This is a genomic window from Vibrio sp. AND4 (assembly GCF_000171815.1).
Taxonomy (GTDB): domain Bacteria; phylum Pseudomonadota; class Gammaproteobacteria; order Enterobacterales; family Vibrionaceae; genus Vibrio.
In genome coordinates, this window is the sequence record NZ_ABGR01000009.1 from 94,798 (window position 1) to 112,014 (window position 17,217).

Annotated in this window: 15 protein-coding genes and 1 other RNA gene; 7 read left to right on the forward strand and 9 right to left on the reverse strand. The window is 44.4% G+C overall.

Annotated elements, in window-relative coordinates; translation table 11 throughout:
* The first annotated feature begins 163 nt into the window (after positions 1–163).
* Entirely contained in the window at positions 164–757 is a 594-nt protein-coding gene (locus AND4_RS11555) for a GPR1/FUN34/YaaH family transporter (RefSeq protein WP_009843150.1), read from the forward strand.
* A gap of 127 nt (positions 758–884) precedes the next feature.
* Here AND4_RS11555 and AND4_RS11560 read toward each other — a convergent pair whose 3' ends face one another.
* The 4 genes from AND4_RS11560 to AND4_RS11575 form a co-directional block, all read right to left on the reverse strand.
* A complete protein-coding gene (locus AND4_RS11560; protein WP_009843151.1) occupies positions 885–2,432 on the reverse strand; it encodes an alanine/glycine:cation symporter family protein in 1,548 nt (515 codons plus the stop codon).
* Positions 2,433–2,859: 427 nt separating this feature from the next.
* The gene (locus tag AND4_RS11565; RefSeq protein ID WP_009843152.1) at positions 2,860–4,602 is read right to left on the reverse strand and encodes an amidohydrolase; all 1,743 of its coding nucleotides are present in this window, start codon (positions 4,600–4,602) and stop codon (positions 2,860–2,862) included.
* A gap of 437 nt (positions 4,603–5,039) precedes the next feature.
* Entirely contained in the window at positions 5,040–6,407 is a 1,368-nt protein-coding gene (locus tag AND4_RS11570) for a Na+/H+ antiporter NhaC family protein (protein ID WP_009843153.1), read from the reverse strand.
* A 174-nt stretch (positions 6,408–6,581) separates the two neighbouring features.
* Positions 6,582–7,160, reverse strand: a complete 579-nt coding sequence (locus AND4_RS11575; protein ID WP_043991635.1) for a DedA family protein — start codon at positions 7,158–7,160, stop codon at positions 6,582–6,584.
* A gap of 591 nt (positions 7,161–7,751) precedes the next feature.
* On the opposite strand from AND4_RS11575, the gene AND4_RS11580 reads away from it, so the two are divergent.
* Positions 7,752–7,964 (forward strand): cold-shock protein, encoded by a 213-nt coding sequence (locus tag AND4_RS11580; RefSeq protein ID WP_009843155.1) that lies wholly within the window; start codon positions 7,752–7,754, stop codon positions 7,962–7,964.
* Between the two features lie 438 nt (positions 7,965–8,402).
* A complete protein-coding gene (locus AND4_RS19540; protein WP_083796285.1) occupies positions 8,403–8,618 on the forward strand; it encodes a hypothetical protein in 216 nt (71 codons plus the stop codon).
* Positions 8,619–9,401: 783 nt separating this feature from the next.
* On the opposite strand, the gene ssrA is transcribed toward AND4_RS19540, so the two are convergent.
* Both ssrA and smpB read right to left on the reverse strand, forming a co-directional pair.
* Positions 9,402–9,768: a transfer-messenger RNA gene (gene ssrA, locus AND4_RS19545) on the reverse strand.
* Between the two features lie 66 nt (positions 9,769–9,834).
* Positions 9,835–10,320: an SsrA-binding protein SmpB gene (smpB, locus tag AND4_RS11585; protein WP_009843158.1), complete on the reverse strand. Its 486-nt coding sequence runs from the start codon at positions 10,318–10,320 to the stop codon at positions 9,835–9,837.
* Between the two features lie 118 nt (positions 10,321–10,438).
* Between smpB and AND4_RS11590 the strand changes: the two genes are divergently transcribed.
* Together AND4_RS11590 and AND4_RS11595 are read left to right on the forward strand one after the other, a co-directional pair.
* Complete coding sequence (locus tag AND4_RS11590; protein ID WP_009843159.1) at positions 10,439–10,882, forward strand: SRPBCC family protein; 444 nt, start codon at positions 10,439–10,441, stop codon at positions 10,880–10,882.
* Positions 10,872–11,180: an RnfH family protein gene (locus tag AND4_RS11595; protein WP_009843160.1), complete on the forward strand. Its 309-nt coding sequence runs from the start codon at positions 10,872–10,874 to the stop codon at positions 11,178–11,180. Before AND4_RS11590 ends, AND4_RS11595 begins: the two co-directional genes overlap by 11 nt.
* Positions 11,181–11,273: 93 nt before the next feature.
* Here AND4_RS11595 and bamE read toward each other — a convergent pair whose 3' ends face one another.
* From bamE to nadK, 3 genes are all read right to left on the reverse strand, one after another.
* The gene (bamE, locus tag AND4_RS11600) at positions 11,274–11,633 is read right to left on the reverse strand and encodes an outer membrane protein assembly factor BamE (RefSeq protein WP_009843161.1); all 360 of its coding nucleotides are present in this window, start codon (positions 11,631–11,633) and stop codon (positions 11,274–11,276) included.
* A 275-nt stretch (positions 11,634–11,908) separates the two neighbouring features.
* Positions 11,909–13,573, reverse strand: coding sequence for a DNA repair protein RecN (recN, locus tag AND4_RS11605; RefSeq protein ID WP_009843162.1), 1,665 nt, complete (start codon positions 13,571–13,573; stop codon positions 11,909–11,911).
* Positions 13,574–13,817: 244 nt separating this feature from the next.
* On the reverse strand, positions 13,818–14,702 hold the full coding sequence (gene nadK / locus AND4_RS11610) for an NAD(+) kinase (protein WP_009843163.1): 885 nt from the start codon (positions 14,700–14,702) through the stop codon (positions 13,818–13,820).
* A gap of 145 nt (positions 14,703–14,847) precedes the next feature.
* Between nadK and grpE the strand changes: the two genes are divergently transcribed.
* Entirely contained in the window at positions 14,848–15,444 is a 597-nt protein-coding gene (grpE, locus tag AND4_RS11615; RefSeq protein ID WP_009843164.1) for a nucleotide exchange factor GrpE, read from the forward strand.
* A 423-nt stretch (positions 15,445–15,867) separates the two neighbouring features.
* Positions 15,868–17,142 carry a dicarboxylate/amino acid:cation symporter gene (locus AND4_RS11620; protein ID WP_009843165.1) on the forward strand — a complete coding sequence of 425 codons (1,275 nt, stop codon included), beginning with the start codon at positions 15,868–15,870 and terminating at the stop codon, positions 17,140–17,142.
* Positions 17,143–17,217 lie beyond the last annotated feature (75 nt).

The following is a 17,217-nucleotide window of genomic DNA, read 5'->3' on the forward strand; positions in this document are numbered from 1 at the left end:
CTAACTGTTTATAAGGGCTCTGCTTTTTGGCAGGGCCTTTTTTTAATTGTTTTGTTGCCTGTTTGTGTAATCTAAGTTTTCAATAACGTCTTTTCTCTTTTGCTTTTTTGTCGATTAGAATTCGCGCGCAATTTTTATTCACATTTTTGAAAAGGTAATGTACATGTCTACAAAACTGGCTAACCCAGCGCCACTAGGTCTAATGGGGTTTGGTATGACTACCATTCTGCTAAACATCCACAATGCAGGTTTCTTCCCAATGGACTCTATGATTTTGGCGATGGGCATCTTTTACGGTGGTCTAAGCCAAGTACTTGTTGGCATGATGTGCTTCAAGCGTGGTGACACATTCGGTACCACTGCGTTTACTTCTTACGGTCTGTTCTGGCTAACATTGGTTGGTCTGATCGTCATGCCTTACATGGGTCTACCAGCTAGCCCTGCTCATTTCATGGGGTGGTACCTACTTCTATGGGGCATCTTCACTGGTTTCATGTTCATCGGCTCTCTATGCTACCCAGTCGCGAAGCAAGTTGTATTTGGTTCCCTTACTATCCTGTTTTTCCTTCTTGCAGCACGTGACTTCTCAGGCAGCACACTGATCGGCACTATCGCTGGTTTTGAAGGTATTTTCTGTGGCGCGAGCGCAATTTATTTTGCAATGGCTCAAGTTCTAAATAACGAGTACGGCCGCACTGTACTTCCTATCGGCGAAAAGCAAAAGCCTCAAGTTGCTGCGCAAGAAGTTGCGGCATAATCGCTCCGAATGGAATGTAAAACAAAAGGGTTAGCCAGCGGCTAACCCTTTTTTGATGTCCGTTATTTGGACTGCTACCTTTTCTTATCGCTCACTCTCACCTATTGCGTGAGGTTTCAAGTCGACTTTACGTAGAAGCGTGTTTTACCGTTCCGGTTGTATCGCTGTCTGCCGTTGGAGCATTGCCTGTTTTACGTTTGTACTTTTCTTCCCAGTAATCGGCACCTTTAATACCCAGAGCGACAGGGTTAAAGGTAAACTCAGTGACGCCACGTTTTTGCTGTTCTTCATAGTCAGTCAGCGCTTTTAGTGCGGGCTTTGACATGAAGAAAATGATCACAATACCAATGATGTTCAGCCAAGCCATTAGGCCAACCCCGACATCACCCATTGCCCATGCGAGATTGGCTGTTTTTACTGTGCCGTAAAATACGGCCGTGATAATCACAAGCTTCAGGATGAACATCAAGCCGTTTACTTTGAAAGTACGTCGGATGTACGCGATGTTGGTCTCTGCAATGTAGTAGTAAGCCAGAATCGTTGTGAAAGCAAAGAAGAACAGAGCAATGGCAATGAACAGCTTACCAACGCCTGGAAGTGCACTTTCAATTGCCATCTGTGTAAATACAGGCCCATTTGCACCGATATTCGCTGGCAGGTTTTGTACCAGGAATGTCCCTTCAACGGCGTCCTGTACGTTGTACGCGCCAGTAATAAGAATCATAAATGCGGTTGCAGAACATACGAGCAGTGTATCGATATAAATCGAGAATGACTGAACTAAACCTTGTTGTGCTGGGTGATCAACATTTGCCGCTGCCGCTGCATGAGGGCCAGTGCCTTGACCAGCTTCGTTAGAGTAAACACCGCGTTTTACACCCCAACCGATCGCTGCACCAAATCCGGCCATTGGTGTGAATGCATCACTCAGGATCATACCAAGGATGCGTGGAATTTCACCGATGTTAAGCAAAATGATAATGAACGCAGTGATGATGTAAGCCAGAGCCATAAACGGAACCACAATCTGAGTGAAGTTCGCGATGCGTTTTACACCACCAAAGATGATGAAGGCGAGAATGATACAAACCACTGTCCCAGTTAAAATTTTAGCGAAACTGAAGGTACCAATCGCAGTTTCAATCATATCACCTGAGCCAAATGCCGCTTCTACCGCGTTACCGATACTGTTTGACTGAACACCAGGAAGTAAAACGCCACAGGCAAAGATTGTTGCGATAGCGAAGATCCACGCGTACCACTTTTGACCCATGGCTTTTTCTATGTAATAAGCAGGTCCGCCGCGGAATTCGCCTTCATCTTCTTCTTTGTATATTTGTGCCAGTGTTGATTCTGCGTATGCCGTTGCAGCGCCAAAAAAGGCAACCACCCACATCCAGAAAACCGCCCCCGGACCACCGAAGCCGATAGCAGCGGCAACGCCTGCAATGTTACCTGTACCGACACGGCCAGATAGTGAAACGGCCAATGCTTGAAATGATGAAATCCCTTTGGTTGAACTTTTACCACTTAGCAGTAAGCGCCACATTTCAAAGAAATGACGAATCTGCACAAAGCGCGTCATGATCGAGTAGAACAAACCAGCGCCAAGGCACAGATAAATCAGCGCAGGACTCCAGATTATTCCATTCAGTAAATCAACTAATGACTGCATGATTACTTTCCCTGTTTGATATTTCTATGATTAATTTTCGTGCGAAAACATTACCCTTTTTTGTAATCTAATTGTAAACCTTTTTAACTAATGCTCGCCATTAATGTGATGGTGAGCACGTGGTACAAGGCTGTTGTTAAAGAAAAGTTCACTTGGTATACGGGGGCGGTTTACAGCGAAAACTCATGGTGAGTAGGGGGGGGGTGCATAATTATTGGTTAATAGTGAATGCGAAAGGGGGCTGGCTTTTGTTTTAATTATTGACATCACGCGCATCAAGACATCGATTGCAGCGGGTTTGCAGTGCCGAATTAAACTTAATTCGCAGGGCTCACGACAGGTGTTTTGTAAACTGAGGATGCAGTTGAAATTTGCCTGATAAAAACCGCCTCATCTGAGGCGGTTGCGGTTCAAAGATCTAGCAGGGTTAACGTTGATAAGCGGTTTCACCACGACTGATGGTTTGCTGGACTTTTAAGTCTTTCAAGGCGCTTGGTTCTACTTTTAATGGGTTTTTATCTAAGATGATTAGGTCAGCGTTTTTACCTACCTCTAAACTGCCTTTTGTTGCTTCCTCAAAGTATTGATAGGCAGGCCAAATCGTCATGGCTTGCAATGCCGTGTAAGCGTCGACTCTTTGATCTGGTCCTAGGACTTTATCGGTTCGAGTTGTTCGGTTCACGGTCGCATCCAATACCCGGAATGAACTCGGTAGAGCGACTGGGGCGTCATGATGAGTGCTGAACATCAGGCCTGCGTTTCGGACGGCTTTGGTTGGTGAAATAAAGTCTGCTCGAGGGTGACCCAAAACCGATTCTACATGCCAATCACCCCAGTAGAAGGTGTGCATTGGAAAGAGTGATGGGAATATTCCCAATTCAGCTAAGCGGTCAATTTGGTCTTGGCGAATGGTTTGTCCGTGTATCAGCACTGGGCGTCGGTCTTTTTTGCCCAGCTTTTCGTTCGCTTTGGCAACGGCATCAATAAATTGCTCTATCGCCGCATCTCCATTGGAGTGTGTTAGAACCTGCCAGTCGTTTTGAAATGCCGTTTCCACGTATTGGTAAGCTTTTTCATCTTTAAACGTTGGATATCCAAGATAGCTTTTTGGTTGACCATGAGGTGGGTGGAAGTAGGGTTGAGTTAACCAAGCCGTTTTACCTTGAGGTGAGCCATCAAAATTCAGCTTAACACCACCAATACGGAAATGATTGGTGTAGGTGAGAGAGTTGTATTCAGAGTTCATAAACTCGCTGCTTGAAACCATATCGGCATAAGCCACCAAATCGATAAGTAACTTGCCTTCTTTAGAGGCGCGCTTCATTGCTTCATAACCCTCTAGTGTCGCGCGACCTTCCTGAGCGGTTGTGTAACCATATTCGGCATACATCTTTTGAGCTGCCTCAAGCATCATGTCTTGCAGTTCTAGGTCAATGGCCTTAGTAAAACTGAAAAGCATAATAAAGTGCGCATTTTCCTCTAACACTCCGTTTGGCTCTTGGCTACCATCTAGTCGGCGAATAACGCCACCCTGAGGGTCTTGAGTTTCCGCAGTGATGCCAGCTAATTCAAGTGCTTTACTGTTCGCAACACTTAAGTGACCAGAGGTATGAATAATAAGAATGGGTGTGTCTGTGCTGACTTTGTCCAAATCTGCTTTCGTTGGGTAGCGATCAAGCTGCGCATCGTCGTAACCAAAGCCAAGTATCCAACCGGTTTTCTCTATGAAAAGACGCTTTGTTTGGTCTTGAACGGCGGATTTTAGAATGGTCACAATGTCATCCACTGTGTCTGCTTGACCATCAGGAGAGGGAAGGACATTCGCCACCATCGCCTGCAGACCGACACCATAAACATGGCTGTGAGGATCAATAAAACCGGGAATAAGGGTTTGACCTTTTAAATCAACCAACTGGGTCTTACCAAACTTATGCTCCATCGCCCCCTCTTTGTTGCCCACATAGATGATTTCTTCACCCGATGTTGCAATCGCTTCAGCGTATTCTGGGGTATCTCCAGCCATGGTGAGGATGTCTCCACCAAAGAATATTTTATCAGCCGCTGTTGCTTTAATTGGCACTGCAATGGTTTCTGTTTGTTTGACTTCTTCCGAAAAACAGCCCGTCAGTGCAAGACCGGATAGGGCGAAAGGGATCCATGTTGATTTCATATAAAAGTTCCGTAATAAAATATGACTAACACAGTGTACTGTATATATAAAAGGGCAGGTGTGATGCTGAGTCGATTTTCAGTTCAGATCAGATAAATGGCGAAGGGCGCATTGCATCGCAGGTGTTGAGATAAAAACGCAACATAGCGGTGGCTGGTTTTGTTGGTGAGGTTTTGGTCTCCCATGTACCTTGCTGGATAGGTTCTGTTATTTGCCATGTAAGTTATTTATTTATATAGGCTTTTACTTTTGGGTTTGCCGTGTTCCAAATGCTTATGGTGCTGCGCTATTCTCCCTTTATGTTCCCGTTTTATATTACTGCGTTGCTTCGGTCACGAAGAGCAAGTGCAGTGTTTTTTAATGCGACAAGTTTTCGAGATACCATTGAGCGAGAGCGCAAAAAAAAGGCTCCAAGCGGAGCCTTTTTATACGAAATATTAGCCTTCTGTCTGAGGCGTTTGTTGCCGAGCTGGATGCTTGATAAACACGGCCACGATGGCCGCAATAGCCAAGGCAAAACAGTAGTAAGAATTCGCGACGACCTCTAGTGGAGAGAGGTGAAATACAGACCCAAGTAGCAGGACCTGCGCACCGTATGGCAGTACACCCTGAATCACGCACGAGAAGATATCCAACAAACTGGCAGAGCGACGTGGGGATACATTGTTCTCTTCGGCCAGTTGGCGAGCCACGCTGCCAGATACGATGATGGCAACCGTGTTGTTGGCTGTGCAGGTATTGACCAATGCAACAAGGCCTGCGATGCCTAGTTCGCTAGCACGGCTGCTAACGTTCTGACTGTGCTTGGAGCTAAATTTAGCGATAACGATACTGACAAGGTTTGTCAGAAATGCTAAGCCACCCTGACGACGCATAAGCTCACTCAATCCGCCGATCAGCATCGAGAGCAAGAATATCTCTTGCATATTTGTGAAGCCAGAGTAAACATCATTTGCAAGGTTAGCCACGGCATAATTTTCCACAAAGGTCAGACAACTGATGCCCGCTAGCGCTATCCCTATCGTCAAGACGACGAAGACGTTCACTCCTGAAGCTGCCAAAATAAGAATAGCGATATACGGCAAGATCTTAAGCCACTCAATCGCTCCTGTCTCCGGCAATACTGCTTCGGTACTAAAGTAGGTGAAAATCAGAATCGCAATGACTGCTGCTGGTATTGCTATTCGAATATTCTCTCTGAATTTATCCTTCATCTGGCAGCCCTGAGAGCGTGTTGCCGCAATGGTTGTGTCAGAGATGATTGAAAGGTTATCCCCGAACATCGCGCCGCTCAGTACCACACCTGCGGTAAGTGGAAGACTCATCCCCGCGGACTGCGCGATACCTAACGCAACAGGTGCAATTGCTGCAATGGTTCCCATCGAGGTGCCCATCGCGGTCGCAATGAAGGCTGAAATCACAAAAATACCGGGCAAAATGAGGCTTGGCGGCAGAATAGCCAAACCAAAATTCACTGTCGCATCCACTCCGCCTGACGCTTTTGCAACAGAAGCAAAAGCCCCAGCAAGCAAGTAGATCATACACATAGCGATGATATCAGTGTGGCCAACCCCCTGCATAAAGTGCTCAATGGCGCGATTGAGCTTATCTTTACTAAGAATAAGAGCAAGGATCACCGCGGGCAGAGCGGCGATAGGAGCCGGGAATTGATAAAATGCAAGGGCAACGCCCTGAAAAGATAAGTAAGTGCCTACACCAATAAACAGCGTAAGAAACAGTACTAAAGGTAAAAGTGCGATCGCTGATGGTGCGATGGCTTTATTAGAATGTTTAGAACCAGACATGTGAACGACAACATAATCAACAAATAAGGCGTGCAGACTAATCGGATGCCTAATTGTTGTCAACGTCTAGACGTCTAAATGGCTGGTTAATTTTAATAGAAAGACGCACCAAAAAAGCCCACCTAAAATATCTTATTGATACTGTGGGCTTTTTGAGAGTTTTACTGATGTAGACTAATTACGTTTTTTACGCTTGATAAGCATGAAGAGCATCAGTGAGAACAGCAAAGCGGCACTCGACCAAACCAGATACCGGTGCTCAGTGTAGAACTGACTGAGTACGCTTAAATGCTCAAAGGTGAAATTAACCAGCACGCTGAACACGGCAACCCAAATGGTGGTTGCGAGAGCATTTCCTAACAAAAATGCGTTGCGCGGCATCTTAGCAATACCACAAGCGAGCGGCATAAACTGCTTCATTCCCTCAATAAAGCGACTTACTACCAAACAAGCAGGGCCATACTTTTGAATTGTATTTTGTAGCCTCTGCATTTTAGGCCCAGAAATGTAACCTTTCTTATCCAACCAGCCTTCAAAGTAGTAGCCAATTAAATAACCACAAGTGTTGCCAAAAAAACAGCTCAGCCAGGAAATGATAATGACCAAGCTGAGGTTCATGACATGCTCGGATGCGATGATTGACGCTGCAATCATCAGGGACTGTCCGGGCATCGGAATGCCAATGCCCTCAAGAAAAATGCTGACGATAAGGGCGAGATAGCCATAGTGTTCAAGCAATGGTTTCGTCGCCATTAATAATTCATCTATGTGTTCCAAACGCTTTCCTCTAACCACAATGGAACGAAGCAGGAGTGATACTCCTATTGGTAATTTTGGTCAACCTCGGCCAGTAAAACCTGACATGCACTTGATAATAGTGATGGGTTTGTATACTCCAGCATCCGAGGCGGCTGGGTATCGTACTCTTTAAATTATTACAGTAGAGTCGAGTTTATCAATCGTCACAGATACAGAAGGGTCGCCACACCGCAATCCGAACGCTGGGGAACATCAGCCAGATTTCGGTAGAGCAGTGGTTGGTTAAAGTCTCTGGCGAGTACGCTGCGTGAAAAGGAAATGGTGTATTTAAACTTTGCGGATTTAATATTTTTTAAAAAAAAGACAATATCTCTTTACATATAAGAAATAATGGCGCACTATGGCGTTGCTCTGTTGTTCAGAGTTATTAAATGAAACTCTCGCTGTAAAGAAAAACCCTCAGAATTCCCTAGTTGTTATCCTCTGTGTTTCCCTTAGCTTCATTGATGCATTAAATAATTCAAGCTTCAAGCGTATCAATCGTAATTTTAACGATTAAATTTTATTAAATATAAGGGACAAATTATGTCTAACAAAGCAACTGGTTCTGTAAAATGGTTTAACGAGTCGAAAGGTTTCGGCTTCCTAACTCAAGATAATGGCGGCGCGGATGTATTCGTACATTTCCAAGCTATTGTTTCAGAAGGCTTCAAAACGCTAGTTGAAGGACAAAAAGTGTCTTTCAGCGTAGAGCAAGGCCCGAAAGGCCTTCAAGCAGCTAACGTTGTAGCTGGATAAGAATTAAAGCGTTGGCAAGCAGTTAAGCTGCTTGCCTTCCTTCAAGTAAATATTTCACACATCTATCTTCCTCAATCGTCCCTTCAGTGGCTTATTTGCTGCACCTTTATCTCGTCATCATATTCTCTTTTTATGTATGTAAGTTAAGCGAACGGATTTAACAATACTCGAAGTAATGTACCGTGCTTTTTGCCAGTTATAGAGTGAAATAATAAATAACCGCCTAAATGGGATTTTTCTCGTTTATTGTGGTGAACTAATACCAATCAAACTAAATAAGTAATCATAAACAGCGCAGAAAAATTCCGAACAACAAGCCTAAATCTTTCGATTAGTAATTTATTTACAATCAAGGTGTTAAGTGAGTTATGGGGCGTTATAACAAGCGAGAATGATCCGCTATTTACTACGATTGGCATAATATACAAGAGAAATAAAATGTCAGCATTTAATATTAAATATTTAAACGAATCAAATACAACAATAAAATCAGAAACCGTCTTTATGAAAGGGTTAAGAGGTGCAAAAATATCCGCATCATCAATTGCTCCATCATATACATACCGGATTGAGTTGAGAGATATTCTTGGCAGGCTTGTTGCCTATAAAGAAAATAACCGCTGGATTAACAGTGTCGCGATTTGTGCATCATAAGGTTTGGGATTATATGACTGTAACTAACAAAAAGAATACCAAGAAAGAACTGCCAGTTCGTCCTCCTAAAACAAGAAAGAAAATAGAGGATATTCAAGAAAAGCTAGCATGGAAAAAGCTCTGGGGTGAGTAACCTTTACTCTTTTTCTAGAGCGTGACTTGTACTTAATCGCACTATTAGTCCACGTGTTATTTACTCCATTAAAATTTCTATTTTTTAATGGTGTCATTATGTCTGAATATTGAAATATTTTGATTGGATGATGCTTCGTGTACGCTAACGTGTAATTTTTCTATCTTCACTTTCTTAACTATCACTACAGAATGTCAGTGTGCATTTTGCCCCCAACCGCCAGACTGTTCAATATAGCAGGATGGGACAGCATAATTATCTGTTGTTTTAGCTTCAGTACATTTATGCGTAAGCGATTTCAACGCTTGGCTTTGTGTTAGTTCACCAATTAATCATTGCATACCGCTCTCGGTGATAAATTCTAGCGCTTCATACTAGCCGTAATGCTCTTAACATTACGACCAGCACCATTTTCAGTCAGTTCTATCTTTTTTCAGCCTTTGTCAGAGGGTGTTAGAGCTTTAGTGCTGTCAGCTTTGATTTTATTGACGTTACTCTGAACGATTTCTTCCCAGCAAACTCCTGACGCATTACTAGGCGTGTTTTGAAATGATGTTGCCATATTTCCTTGTTTAGATTTATCCGGTTAAACCGAACCTGAAGGCAAACAAAAAGGGCCAACTCTTTCGAGTTGGCCCTTTCCAAACGTTTGGTGGAGCTGGCGGGAGTTGAACCCGCGTCCAAAAATCATTCATCATTGGTACTACATGCTTAGTCGATCTTTAAATTCACCAGCAACCTGCGAACCGACACGCTAGTTAAAGGCTAACCTGAATTATAATTCGCGCTTTTCCTCTCAGGTGGGAGAAGCCACGCTAGCTAGTTTGGGTTTGATCTCTTATTGTTCCCCGTCTTACGAGCGGAAGCTAGGGTAAGAGAGCTCTGAGCAGGTTATTAAGCTGCTAGTGCGAAGTTTTCGTCGTTTGCGACTATTTTTTTGCGGCTTTTAACGTGGCCAACCGCCCCACGGCATGCACCTCAGACTTCAAAATTCCTGTCGAATCCTAAATCAGCCCCAAGTGTTAACTGCATAGTACCAGAAAAGCTTATCCTGTCTAGTTCTGTGCGTTTAAGTGCTTAAAATTAACGCAAACTACTCTTCATAATTCGTGCTTTATCTCTCGCCCAATCTTTTTCTTTCATATCAGTGCGTTTATCGTGCAGCTTTTTACCTTTAGCAACACCGATTTTGATCTTCACCCAAGAGCGAGACCAATACAATGATAGTGCGGCGAGTGTCATGCCTTCACGGTTGATGCGACCGAGAAGGTTGTCGAGTTCACGACGACTCATCAATAGTTTGCGCACGCGTGTCGGGTTCGCGACAACGTGAGTAGAAGCCTGATTAAGAGGAGTGATGGTCATTCCGCTGACATAAGCCTCACCGTCACGCATGAAAACGTAGCTTTCAGCGATATTAGCTTTGCCTTGGCGAAGTGATTTCACTTCCCAGCCTTGTAGCTCCATGCCAGCTTCGATTTCATCATCAATGAAGTATTCGTGGCGAGCTTTTTTATTCAGCGCGATAGTGTTGCTACCCGCTTTTTGCTTTGATTTTTTCTTTACCATAATGACCTCATTATACGGGTTGGATATAGGTTAGGAAATCCTTTTATTTGCGCTATCGTGGAATAAAAGTAAAATTGGCACAAGTCTTAAACTTGTACGCGTATCGATAGGAGTGTGTATGAAGCAAATCAGCCGTTCTGCTTTGGTGTCTTTTAGTGCAGAGCAGATGTTCGATCTGGTCAATGATGTTTCTAAGTATCCTGAGTTTTTGCCTGGTTGTTCAGGTTCAAGAATCATTGAGTCTTCGGGCGAGGGTATGGTGGCTTCTGTCGATGTTGCAAAAGCAGGTATCAGCAAAACGTTCACCACGTCTAACGAGCTTGTCCCTGGGCAGGCCATCATGATGAACTTGGTCGATGGACCATTTAAGACATTACGTGGCGGGTGGATCTTTACGTCACTCGATGAACAAGCGTGTAAAGTAGAGCTGAAACTGGAGTTTGAGTTTTCCAGCAAGATGATCGAGATGGCTTTTGGTAAGATTTTTAATGATCTAACCAGCAATATGGTGAATGCTTTTACCAGCCGAGCGAAACAGGTGTACGAATGCTATGAGTATTGAGTCGGACATGATTCATGTCGAGGTGGTGTATGCCTTACCTCAAGAGCAGCGTGTGTTTAACCTAGTGGTGAACAACCAAGCCACAGTGGAAGAGATCATCAGCCAGTCGGGTGTACTTGAGCTGTACCCTGAGATTGATTTGAAGAAAAATAAGGTGGGTGTTTACAGCCGTAACGTCCGCTTAGAAGCAACGGTGCGTGATAAAGATCGCATTGAAATTTACCGACCATTATTGGCAGACCCTAAAGAGATTCGTCGAAAGCGGGCGGAACAGGCAAAAATTGCTGGGAATCAGTGATCGCCGCTAAGCAGAGCGCTTAGAGAAAGTCAGCGGATACAAAAAGCCTTTGCGTGCGCAAAGGCTTTAACAATATTGCGAAAGTAGGCTGCTTTACTGAATTTTTTGGTAAAACGCATCGCTCTTCGGATAGTCACCAGTGATGTCTGACAGCGTACCTTGGTCGTTAAACTGAACGATAAGATTTTTTTGCACTGAGTCACCGTGACCTGGAGTTTGGTGGTAAATGTAGTACCACGTATTTGGGTAGCCATTTTCCACCAACATAGGTGAACCAAGAACGTAGCGAACTTGTGCTTTAGTCATCCCAACCTTTAATTTATCAACCGCACTTTGTTCTACATAGTTGCCTTGGTTGATATCAATGCGATAAACCAGTTTTTCCAATACCGAACATCCTGTCAGCAATGTCATTGCTAATGGTACGGCAACTAACCACTTCTTCAATTGCATAATAATTTCTTAGTAACCTTTAAAATACTGCGCTGATAATAAACAAGCTCGACGCAGATGTAAAAAGCTATGCGTCGCATGGTAGGAAATCTGACCACGAATTTTGAGTTGAGTTGCATTTATTGCTCGATATTGAGTCATACCCAGCACAACATTGTTCATTCGCGCACTAAAAAGTAAAAGCAAAAAGGGGCAGTTGGTGCTTTGGGCGAGCATGAGCTTTGGACGAACATGAGCCACTGACCTGATGGATGGGCAGTGACTCAAATAACAAGTTAAGCGGCGATAAGCAGTTCTTTTGCGTTGGCCAATGTTGAGTCTGTGATTTGGCTGCCACCAAGAAGGCGGGCTAGCTCTGCCACGCGTTGCTCTTCATCGAGTGAGCGCATCTGGGTCTCCGTTTGGCCGCCTTTGGTGTGTTTTGCGACAAACATTTGCTGGTGGCCACAGCCGGCGACTTGCGGTAAGTGGGTAACACACATGACTTGGGTCGATTCACCCAGCTTGCGTAGCATTTTTCCAACCACGGCTGCTGTTGGGCCACTGATACCCACATCGACTTCATCGAAGATTAAACTTGGTGTATCGACTTTTTGTGCGGTGATCACTTGGATCGCGAGTGAGATACGCGATAGTTCCCCCCCCGATGCTACCTTGGCAATTGGCTGTAATGGTTGGCCTGGGTTGGTTGAAACCAAGAAGCATATATTGTCCATGCCAAGTGGTGACGGATGAGTGTTCTCGTTGTTTACTTCAATGCTAAAGACGGCTTTTTCCATGCTCAATTCGTGCATGCTTTGAGTGATCAGCTTGTTCAGCTCTTTTGCGTAACGGCTGCGTGATTTGTGCAGTTTCTCTGCTTGAGTCAGGAAACTTTGGTATTGTTGTTCAACTTCTTGGGCTAGCTCTTCTAAGCGCTCATCCGAGCAATCTAATGCTTCGACTTGTGCCAAAAGCTCTTGATGATGTTGGTATAGCTCATCGGGCATCACGTGGTGCTTGCGAGCCATCGACATCACTTTGGAAAAACGTTCTTCGACATAAGCCATGCGCCCCGGATCGACATCTATACCATCAAGGTAGCTACGAAGTTCGTTCTTGGTTTCTTCCAGTTGGATCATTGCTTCTGCCAGCATAGTTGGCAATTCAGCTAATTTGTCATCCAACTCAGCCAGTTCACTTAGGGCGTGATTGGCCGATTGCAAAATACTAAGCGCATTGACTTCTTCACCCTCGTAAATAAGTTCGATGGCTTGCTGACAGGTAGCGGCAAGTTCGCCGCTGTTAGACAGTCGTTTGTGCTCTTGTTCGAGCTCTGCGAATTCTTCTTCACCTAGCGATAACTCATTCAGTTCTTTGATTTGGTATTCAAGCAACTGCTTTTGTGCCTGATTTTGATGGCTGTTCTTTTTTAGCTGCTTAAGGTTATTATCGGCCTGACGCCAATGCTGGTAGGTACTGCGAGTGCTTTTTAGCAAGTTTAGGTGCCCAGCATATTGGTCAAGCATGGCCATTTGATGCTCGCTCTTCATCAATTGATGGTGCGCATGCTGCCCATGGATGTTGATCAACCGTTGTCCGAGAGATTTGAGCTGTGAAAGTGGGACAGGGCTGCCGTTGATGAAGGCTCTTGAGCGGCCCTCTTTGGTGATGGTGCGACGCAAGATACATTCGCTGCCATCCAGCAGGTCGTTATCTTCTAGCCAACGCGTTGCGTGTAGATTGTTGTCCAGTAAAAAGGCGGCGCTGACTTCGGTTTTTTCTTCGCCTTGCCGAACCATGCCTGCATCGGCTCGTCCACCAAGGCAAAGACCTAAAGCATCAATAGCAATAGACTTACCTGCGCCTGTTTCACCAGTGATGGTGGTCATACCCTTTAAAAGCTCGAGCTGTAAGGACTTAACAATCGCAAAATTATTAACACTTAAATGAGCCAGCATTTTTATTTACCTGTATAACTGAACAATACTGTATAAGAAAACAGTATATACTGTTTCTTTATACAGTAAAGTCAAGGACGGTATTTTTTATCAAAGAAGTATTTTTTTGTGATGAGGAAAGGAAAAACAGGTCGCGTATGGTACAACGACTTGTTTAAATTGAATGTGTTATGGGGAAATTAGGTGGTTTATATTGGGCGATTTTTTCAAAAAAGGTTGATGATTTCCCACCAACCTTTGTCGGTTAAAACAGTTTGCTCGACCAACCAAGTTTGTTTCTCAGCACATGGTAGTAGCTGTAGTCTTTCGGGTGAATGAGCTTGAGTACGTTTGGGCTTTGATAGATATGGACCTCATCACCCGGAGATACTGGCAGTGAGATTTGTCCATCACAGCCGACTTCTTGTGTGCCACGGTTCTCAGGTGACACAATCAATTTAATGCGGCGTTTTCCATCGACAACCAATGGACGGCTTGAAAGGGTATGTGGGAACATTGGCACCAAAGATATCGCGTTCAAACTTGGTGACAGAATTGGGCCGCCGCCTGATAAAGAGTAGGCCGTAGAGCCGGTTGGTGTTGATACGATTAAGCCATCGGCGCGCAATGAAAACGCAAAGCTATCATCGATGTAGACTTCAAACTCAATCATGTGCGCCACTTGGCCTGGGTGAAGCACTGCCTCATTCAATGCCGTGTTATGGCTTTTGATTTGCCCGTTGCGATGGATCTCGGCTTCTAACAAAAAGCGCTCTTCCTCAATGTATTCACCATTAAGTACGGCTTTTAGTGCTGCTTTAAAATCGTCCGGGTTCAAATCCGTTAGGAAGCCTAAGTTACCGCGGTTGACACCAATAACGGCGACATCAAAGCGCGATAACACACGGGCAGCACCCAACATGTTGCCATCACCGCCAACCACAATGGCGAGATCGGCGTGCTTGCCTAGTTCGACGAGGCTTGCAAACTGGCTTTGTGGGATTTCGTCTAAAATGGCAGCAAGGCGATCATCGATAAACACTTGGTAACCTTCGGATGTCAGCCATTCGTACAACTCTTTGTGAGTTTGAATCGCTTGCTGATCTCGGGGTTTTCCGATAATCGCGATCACGTTACATGGTATTTTCATAGAATTTCCGCACTAAAGAGGCTTGAATCAGGAATCTTCATCCCCATAATAATGGCAAGTTACCTAAATATGCGAATTTTTATGTGGTTAGAGCCCGCAAAAATCGAATGGCTTTAAAGACATTAAGTTGAATTCTGGAGATATCATGAGCAACGAAGAAAACAAAGTAACAGAAGAAGAGCTTGATCAAATCATCTCAGAAGCTGAGAAGGCGGAAGCGGCAGCACAAGAAGCCGAAGAAGAACTTGAAGATATTGGTGACGAGAAAGACGCTAAAATTGCTCAACTAGAAGCTGCGCTGTTGTCTAGCGAGACAAAAGTGAAAGATCAGCAAGATGCGGTGCTTCGCGCTAAAGCAGAAGTAGAGAACATGCGTCGTCGTACTGAACAAGAAGTCGACAAAGCGCGTAAGTATGCTCTAAACAAATTCGCTGAAGAACTTCTACCCGTTATCGATAATCTAGAGCGCGCCATTCAAGCTGCAGACGCAGAACACGAAGTGGTGAAGCCGATTATTGAAGGTGTTGAGCTAACGCACAAAACGTTTGTAGGCGCAGTATCGAAGTTTGGTTTGAAAGAGATCAACCCAGAAGGTGAGGTATTCAACCCTGAATTCCACCAAGCGATGTCGATTCAAGAGAGTCCAGACCACGAATCAAACACAGTCATGTTTGTTATGCAAAAAGGTTATGAGCTCAACGGCCGCGTTATCCGCCCAGCAATGGTGATGGTGGCTAAATAGTCAGCTAAACATTGTCTATCACAGTATATTAAAACGCCGACTACGAAACAGTCGGCGTTTTTTCTTCAAATATGACTTTAAGCATAATCATCCTCTTGAGTATGAGGTAGGTGCTAAAGTTGATCCTCTTCAAAGTTTTTCTTATCGGAAAATATATTTCTGATAGGGTGTATCTTTTCTTTATGTTGTTTAGTTATAGAATGCTGTGTCTATAAGTGGTCATTCAGGCTTGCCTTCAATATTTAATTCTGAGTATCTGTATTTTTCTAGTGTTTTACCTCTAATCCTAACTATTAACATCTCTGTAAATAAAGTCTTTATTTTGTAACCTTGCTGTGTATTATTTGCGATGTCTGTTGTAAAAAAACAGCAGATGTAACTACAAAAATATAAATAGCAAACACAACATTTCGGAGATTTATGATGGATAAATCGCTTTCTAGTAAGATTTTTATTGGCTTGTTCGCCGGCCTTGTGCTGGGTACAGCTATTCAGTACTTATTTAGCGGTATTGCGATTTTTGATACTTATATCCTAGGTACGGCAGAGGGGGCGGGCGGCATGTTCGTTTCGTTGATCAAACTGCTGGTTGTACCTTTGGTTTACGTGTCAATTGTATGTGGCATTGTTGAGCTTAAAGACATTCGTTCTTTTGGTCGCTTGGGTGGTAAAACTTTTACGCTTTACATTTTGAATACCGTCGTTGCGATTGTTGCTGCTCTTACTGTTGCTATGATTGTTCAGCCTGGTGCAGGCGCAAACCTTGCGGGTACGATTTCTGATTCTGTGGCGCTTAAGTCCACTGAAACGCCAGACATCTTCTCTATGGTTGTGAATATTGTTCCAAGTAATCCAGTTCAGGCGTTTGCAAATGGCGACATGCTGCAAATCATCTTTATGGCAATTCTGACTGGCCTTGCTATCCAAGCGCTTGATTCAAAAGGTGGTCCTGCGGTTCGCACCTTTAAGATGGCGAACGAAATCATGATGAAGCTGATTGGTCTTGTGATGAGCCTTGCGCCTTACGGTGTCTTCGCTCTAATGATTCAGCTTGGTGCCACTCTGGATGCGGGCACGCTTGCTTCGGTAGCGGGTTATGTAGCACTTGTGGTTTCAATGCTGGTGCTTTGGATCTTCGTGGTTTACCCACTGGCGGTTCAGATGTTTACAGGTATCTCTGCACGTGAGTTCTCTCGCAAAACTCGTGAGCAAGTGCTTTTCTCTCTTTCAACTGCAAGCTCAAACGCGACGATTCCAGTCACGATGCGCACCCTTACTGACAAGATCGGTGTCTCTAAATCGGTTGCTGGCTTTGGTGTACCACTCGGTGCAACGATGAACATGGCGGGTGCTTCAATCTACATTGCAATTGCAGCGGTATTTTGTGCGAACGCATTTGGTCAGCCTATCGCGGCATCTGATCTGGTGACACTAGGCTTTACGGTTCTGCTACTGTCGATCGGTGCGGGTGGTGTTCCTGGTGGCGGCGTGGTTATGGTTGGCGTTATCCTTCACCAATTGGGCTTGCCACCAGAAGGTTTAGCTATCGTTGCCGCAGTTGACCGTATTAATGATATGTTCTGTACGTCATCTAATGTTGTCGGTGATACTGCCGTAAACACGATTGTTGCCAAGTCTGAAAACGAGATTGGTAAAGAAGAAATCGTGGATGTTGAGCCAGCGCAAGCAAATGTATAGATGAGCATTGCTCACTAAATCGAATCTAAAGCGAGGTCTTAGGGCCTCGCTTTGCTTTATGGAGAAACGAGAATC

What these genes read in the sequence shown, in the direction of transcription:
- AND4_RS11590 (WP_009843159.1), top strand. Translation starts at nt 10,439, where the DNA reads ATGAAGCAAATCAGCCGTTCTGCTTTGGTGTCTTTTAGTGCAGAGCAG.
- AND4_RS11620 (WP_009843165.1), top strand. Translation starts at nt 15,868, where the DNA reads ATGGATAAATCGCTTTCTAGTAAGATTTTTATTGGCTTGTTCGCCGGC.
- AND4_RS11555 (WP_009843150.1), top strand. Translation starts at nt 164, where the DNA reads ATGTCTACAAAACTGGCTAACCCAGCGCCACTAGGTCTAATGGGGTTT.
- AND4_RS11565 (WP_009843152.1), bottom strand. Translation starts at nt 4,602, where the DNA reads ATGAAATCAACATGGATCCCTTTCGCCCTATCCGGTCTTGCACTGACG.
- AND4_RS11560 (WP_009843151.1), bottom strand. Translation starts at nt 2,432, where the DNA reads ATGCAGTCATTAGTTGATTTACTGAATGGAATAATCTGGAGTCCTGCG.
- recN (WP_009843162.1), bottom strand. Translation starts at nt 13,573, where the DNA reads ATGCTGGCTCATTTAAGTGTTAATAATTTTGCGATTGTTAAGTCCTTA.
- AND4_RS11575 (WP_043991635.1), bottom strand. Translation starts at nt 7,160, where the DNA reads ATGGCGACGAAACCATTGCTTGAACACTATGGCTATCTCGCCCTTATC.
- bamE (WP_009843161.1), bottom strand. Translation starts at nt 11,633, where the DNA reads ATGCAATTGAAGAAGTGGTTAGTTGCCGTACCATTAGCAATGACATTG.
- AND4_RS19540 (WP_083796285.1), top strand. Translation starts at nt 8,403, where the DNA reads ATGTCAGCATTTAATATTAAATATTTAAACGAATCAAATACAACAATA.
- smpB (WP_009843158.1), bottom strand. Translation starts at nt 10,320, where the DNA reads ATGGTAAAGAAAAAATCAAAGCAAAAAGCGGGTAGCAACACTATCGCG.
- AND4_RS11580 (WP_009843155.1), top strand. Translation starts at nt 7,752, where the DNA reads ATGTCTAACAAAGCAACTGGTTCTGTAAAATGGTTTAACGAGTCGAAA.
- grpE (WP_009843164.1), top strand. Translation starts at nt 14,848, where the DNA reads ATGAGCAACGAAGAAAACAAAGTAACAGAAGAAGAGCTTGATCAAATC.
- AND4_RS11570 (WP_009843153.1), bottom strand. Translation starts at nt 6,407, where the DNA reads ATGTCTGGTTCTAAACATTCTAATAAAGCCATCGCACCATCAGCGATC.
- AND4_RS11595 (WP_009843160.1), top strand. Translation starts at nt 10,872, where the DNA reads ATGAGTATTGAGTCGGACATGATTCATGTCGAGGTGGTGTATGCCTTA.
- nadK (WP_009843163.1), bottom strand. Translation starts at nt 14,702, where the DNA reads ATGAAAATACCATGTAACGTGATCGCGATTATCGGAAAACCCCGAGAT.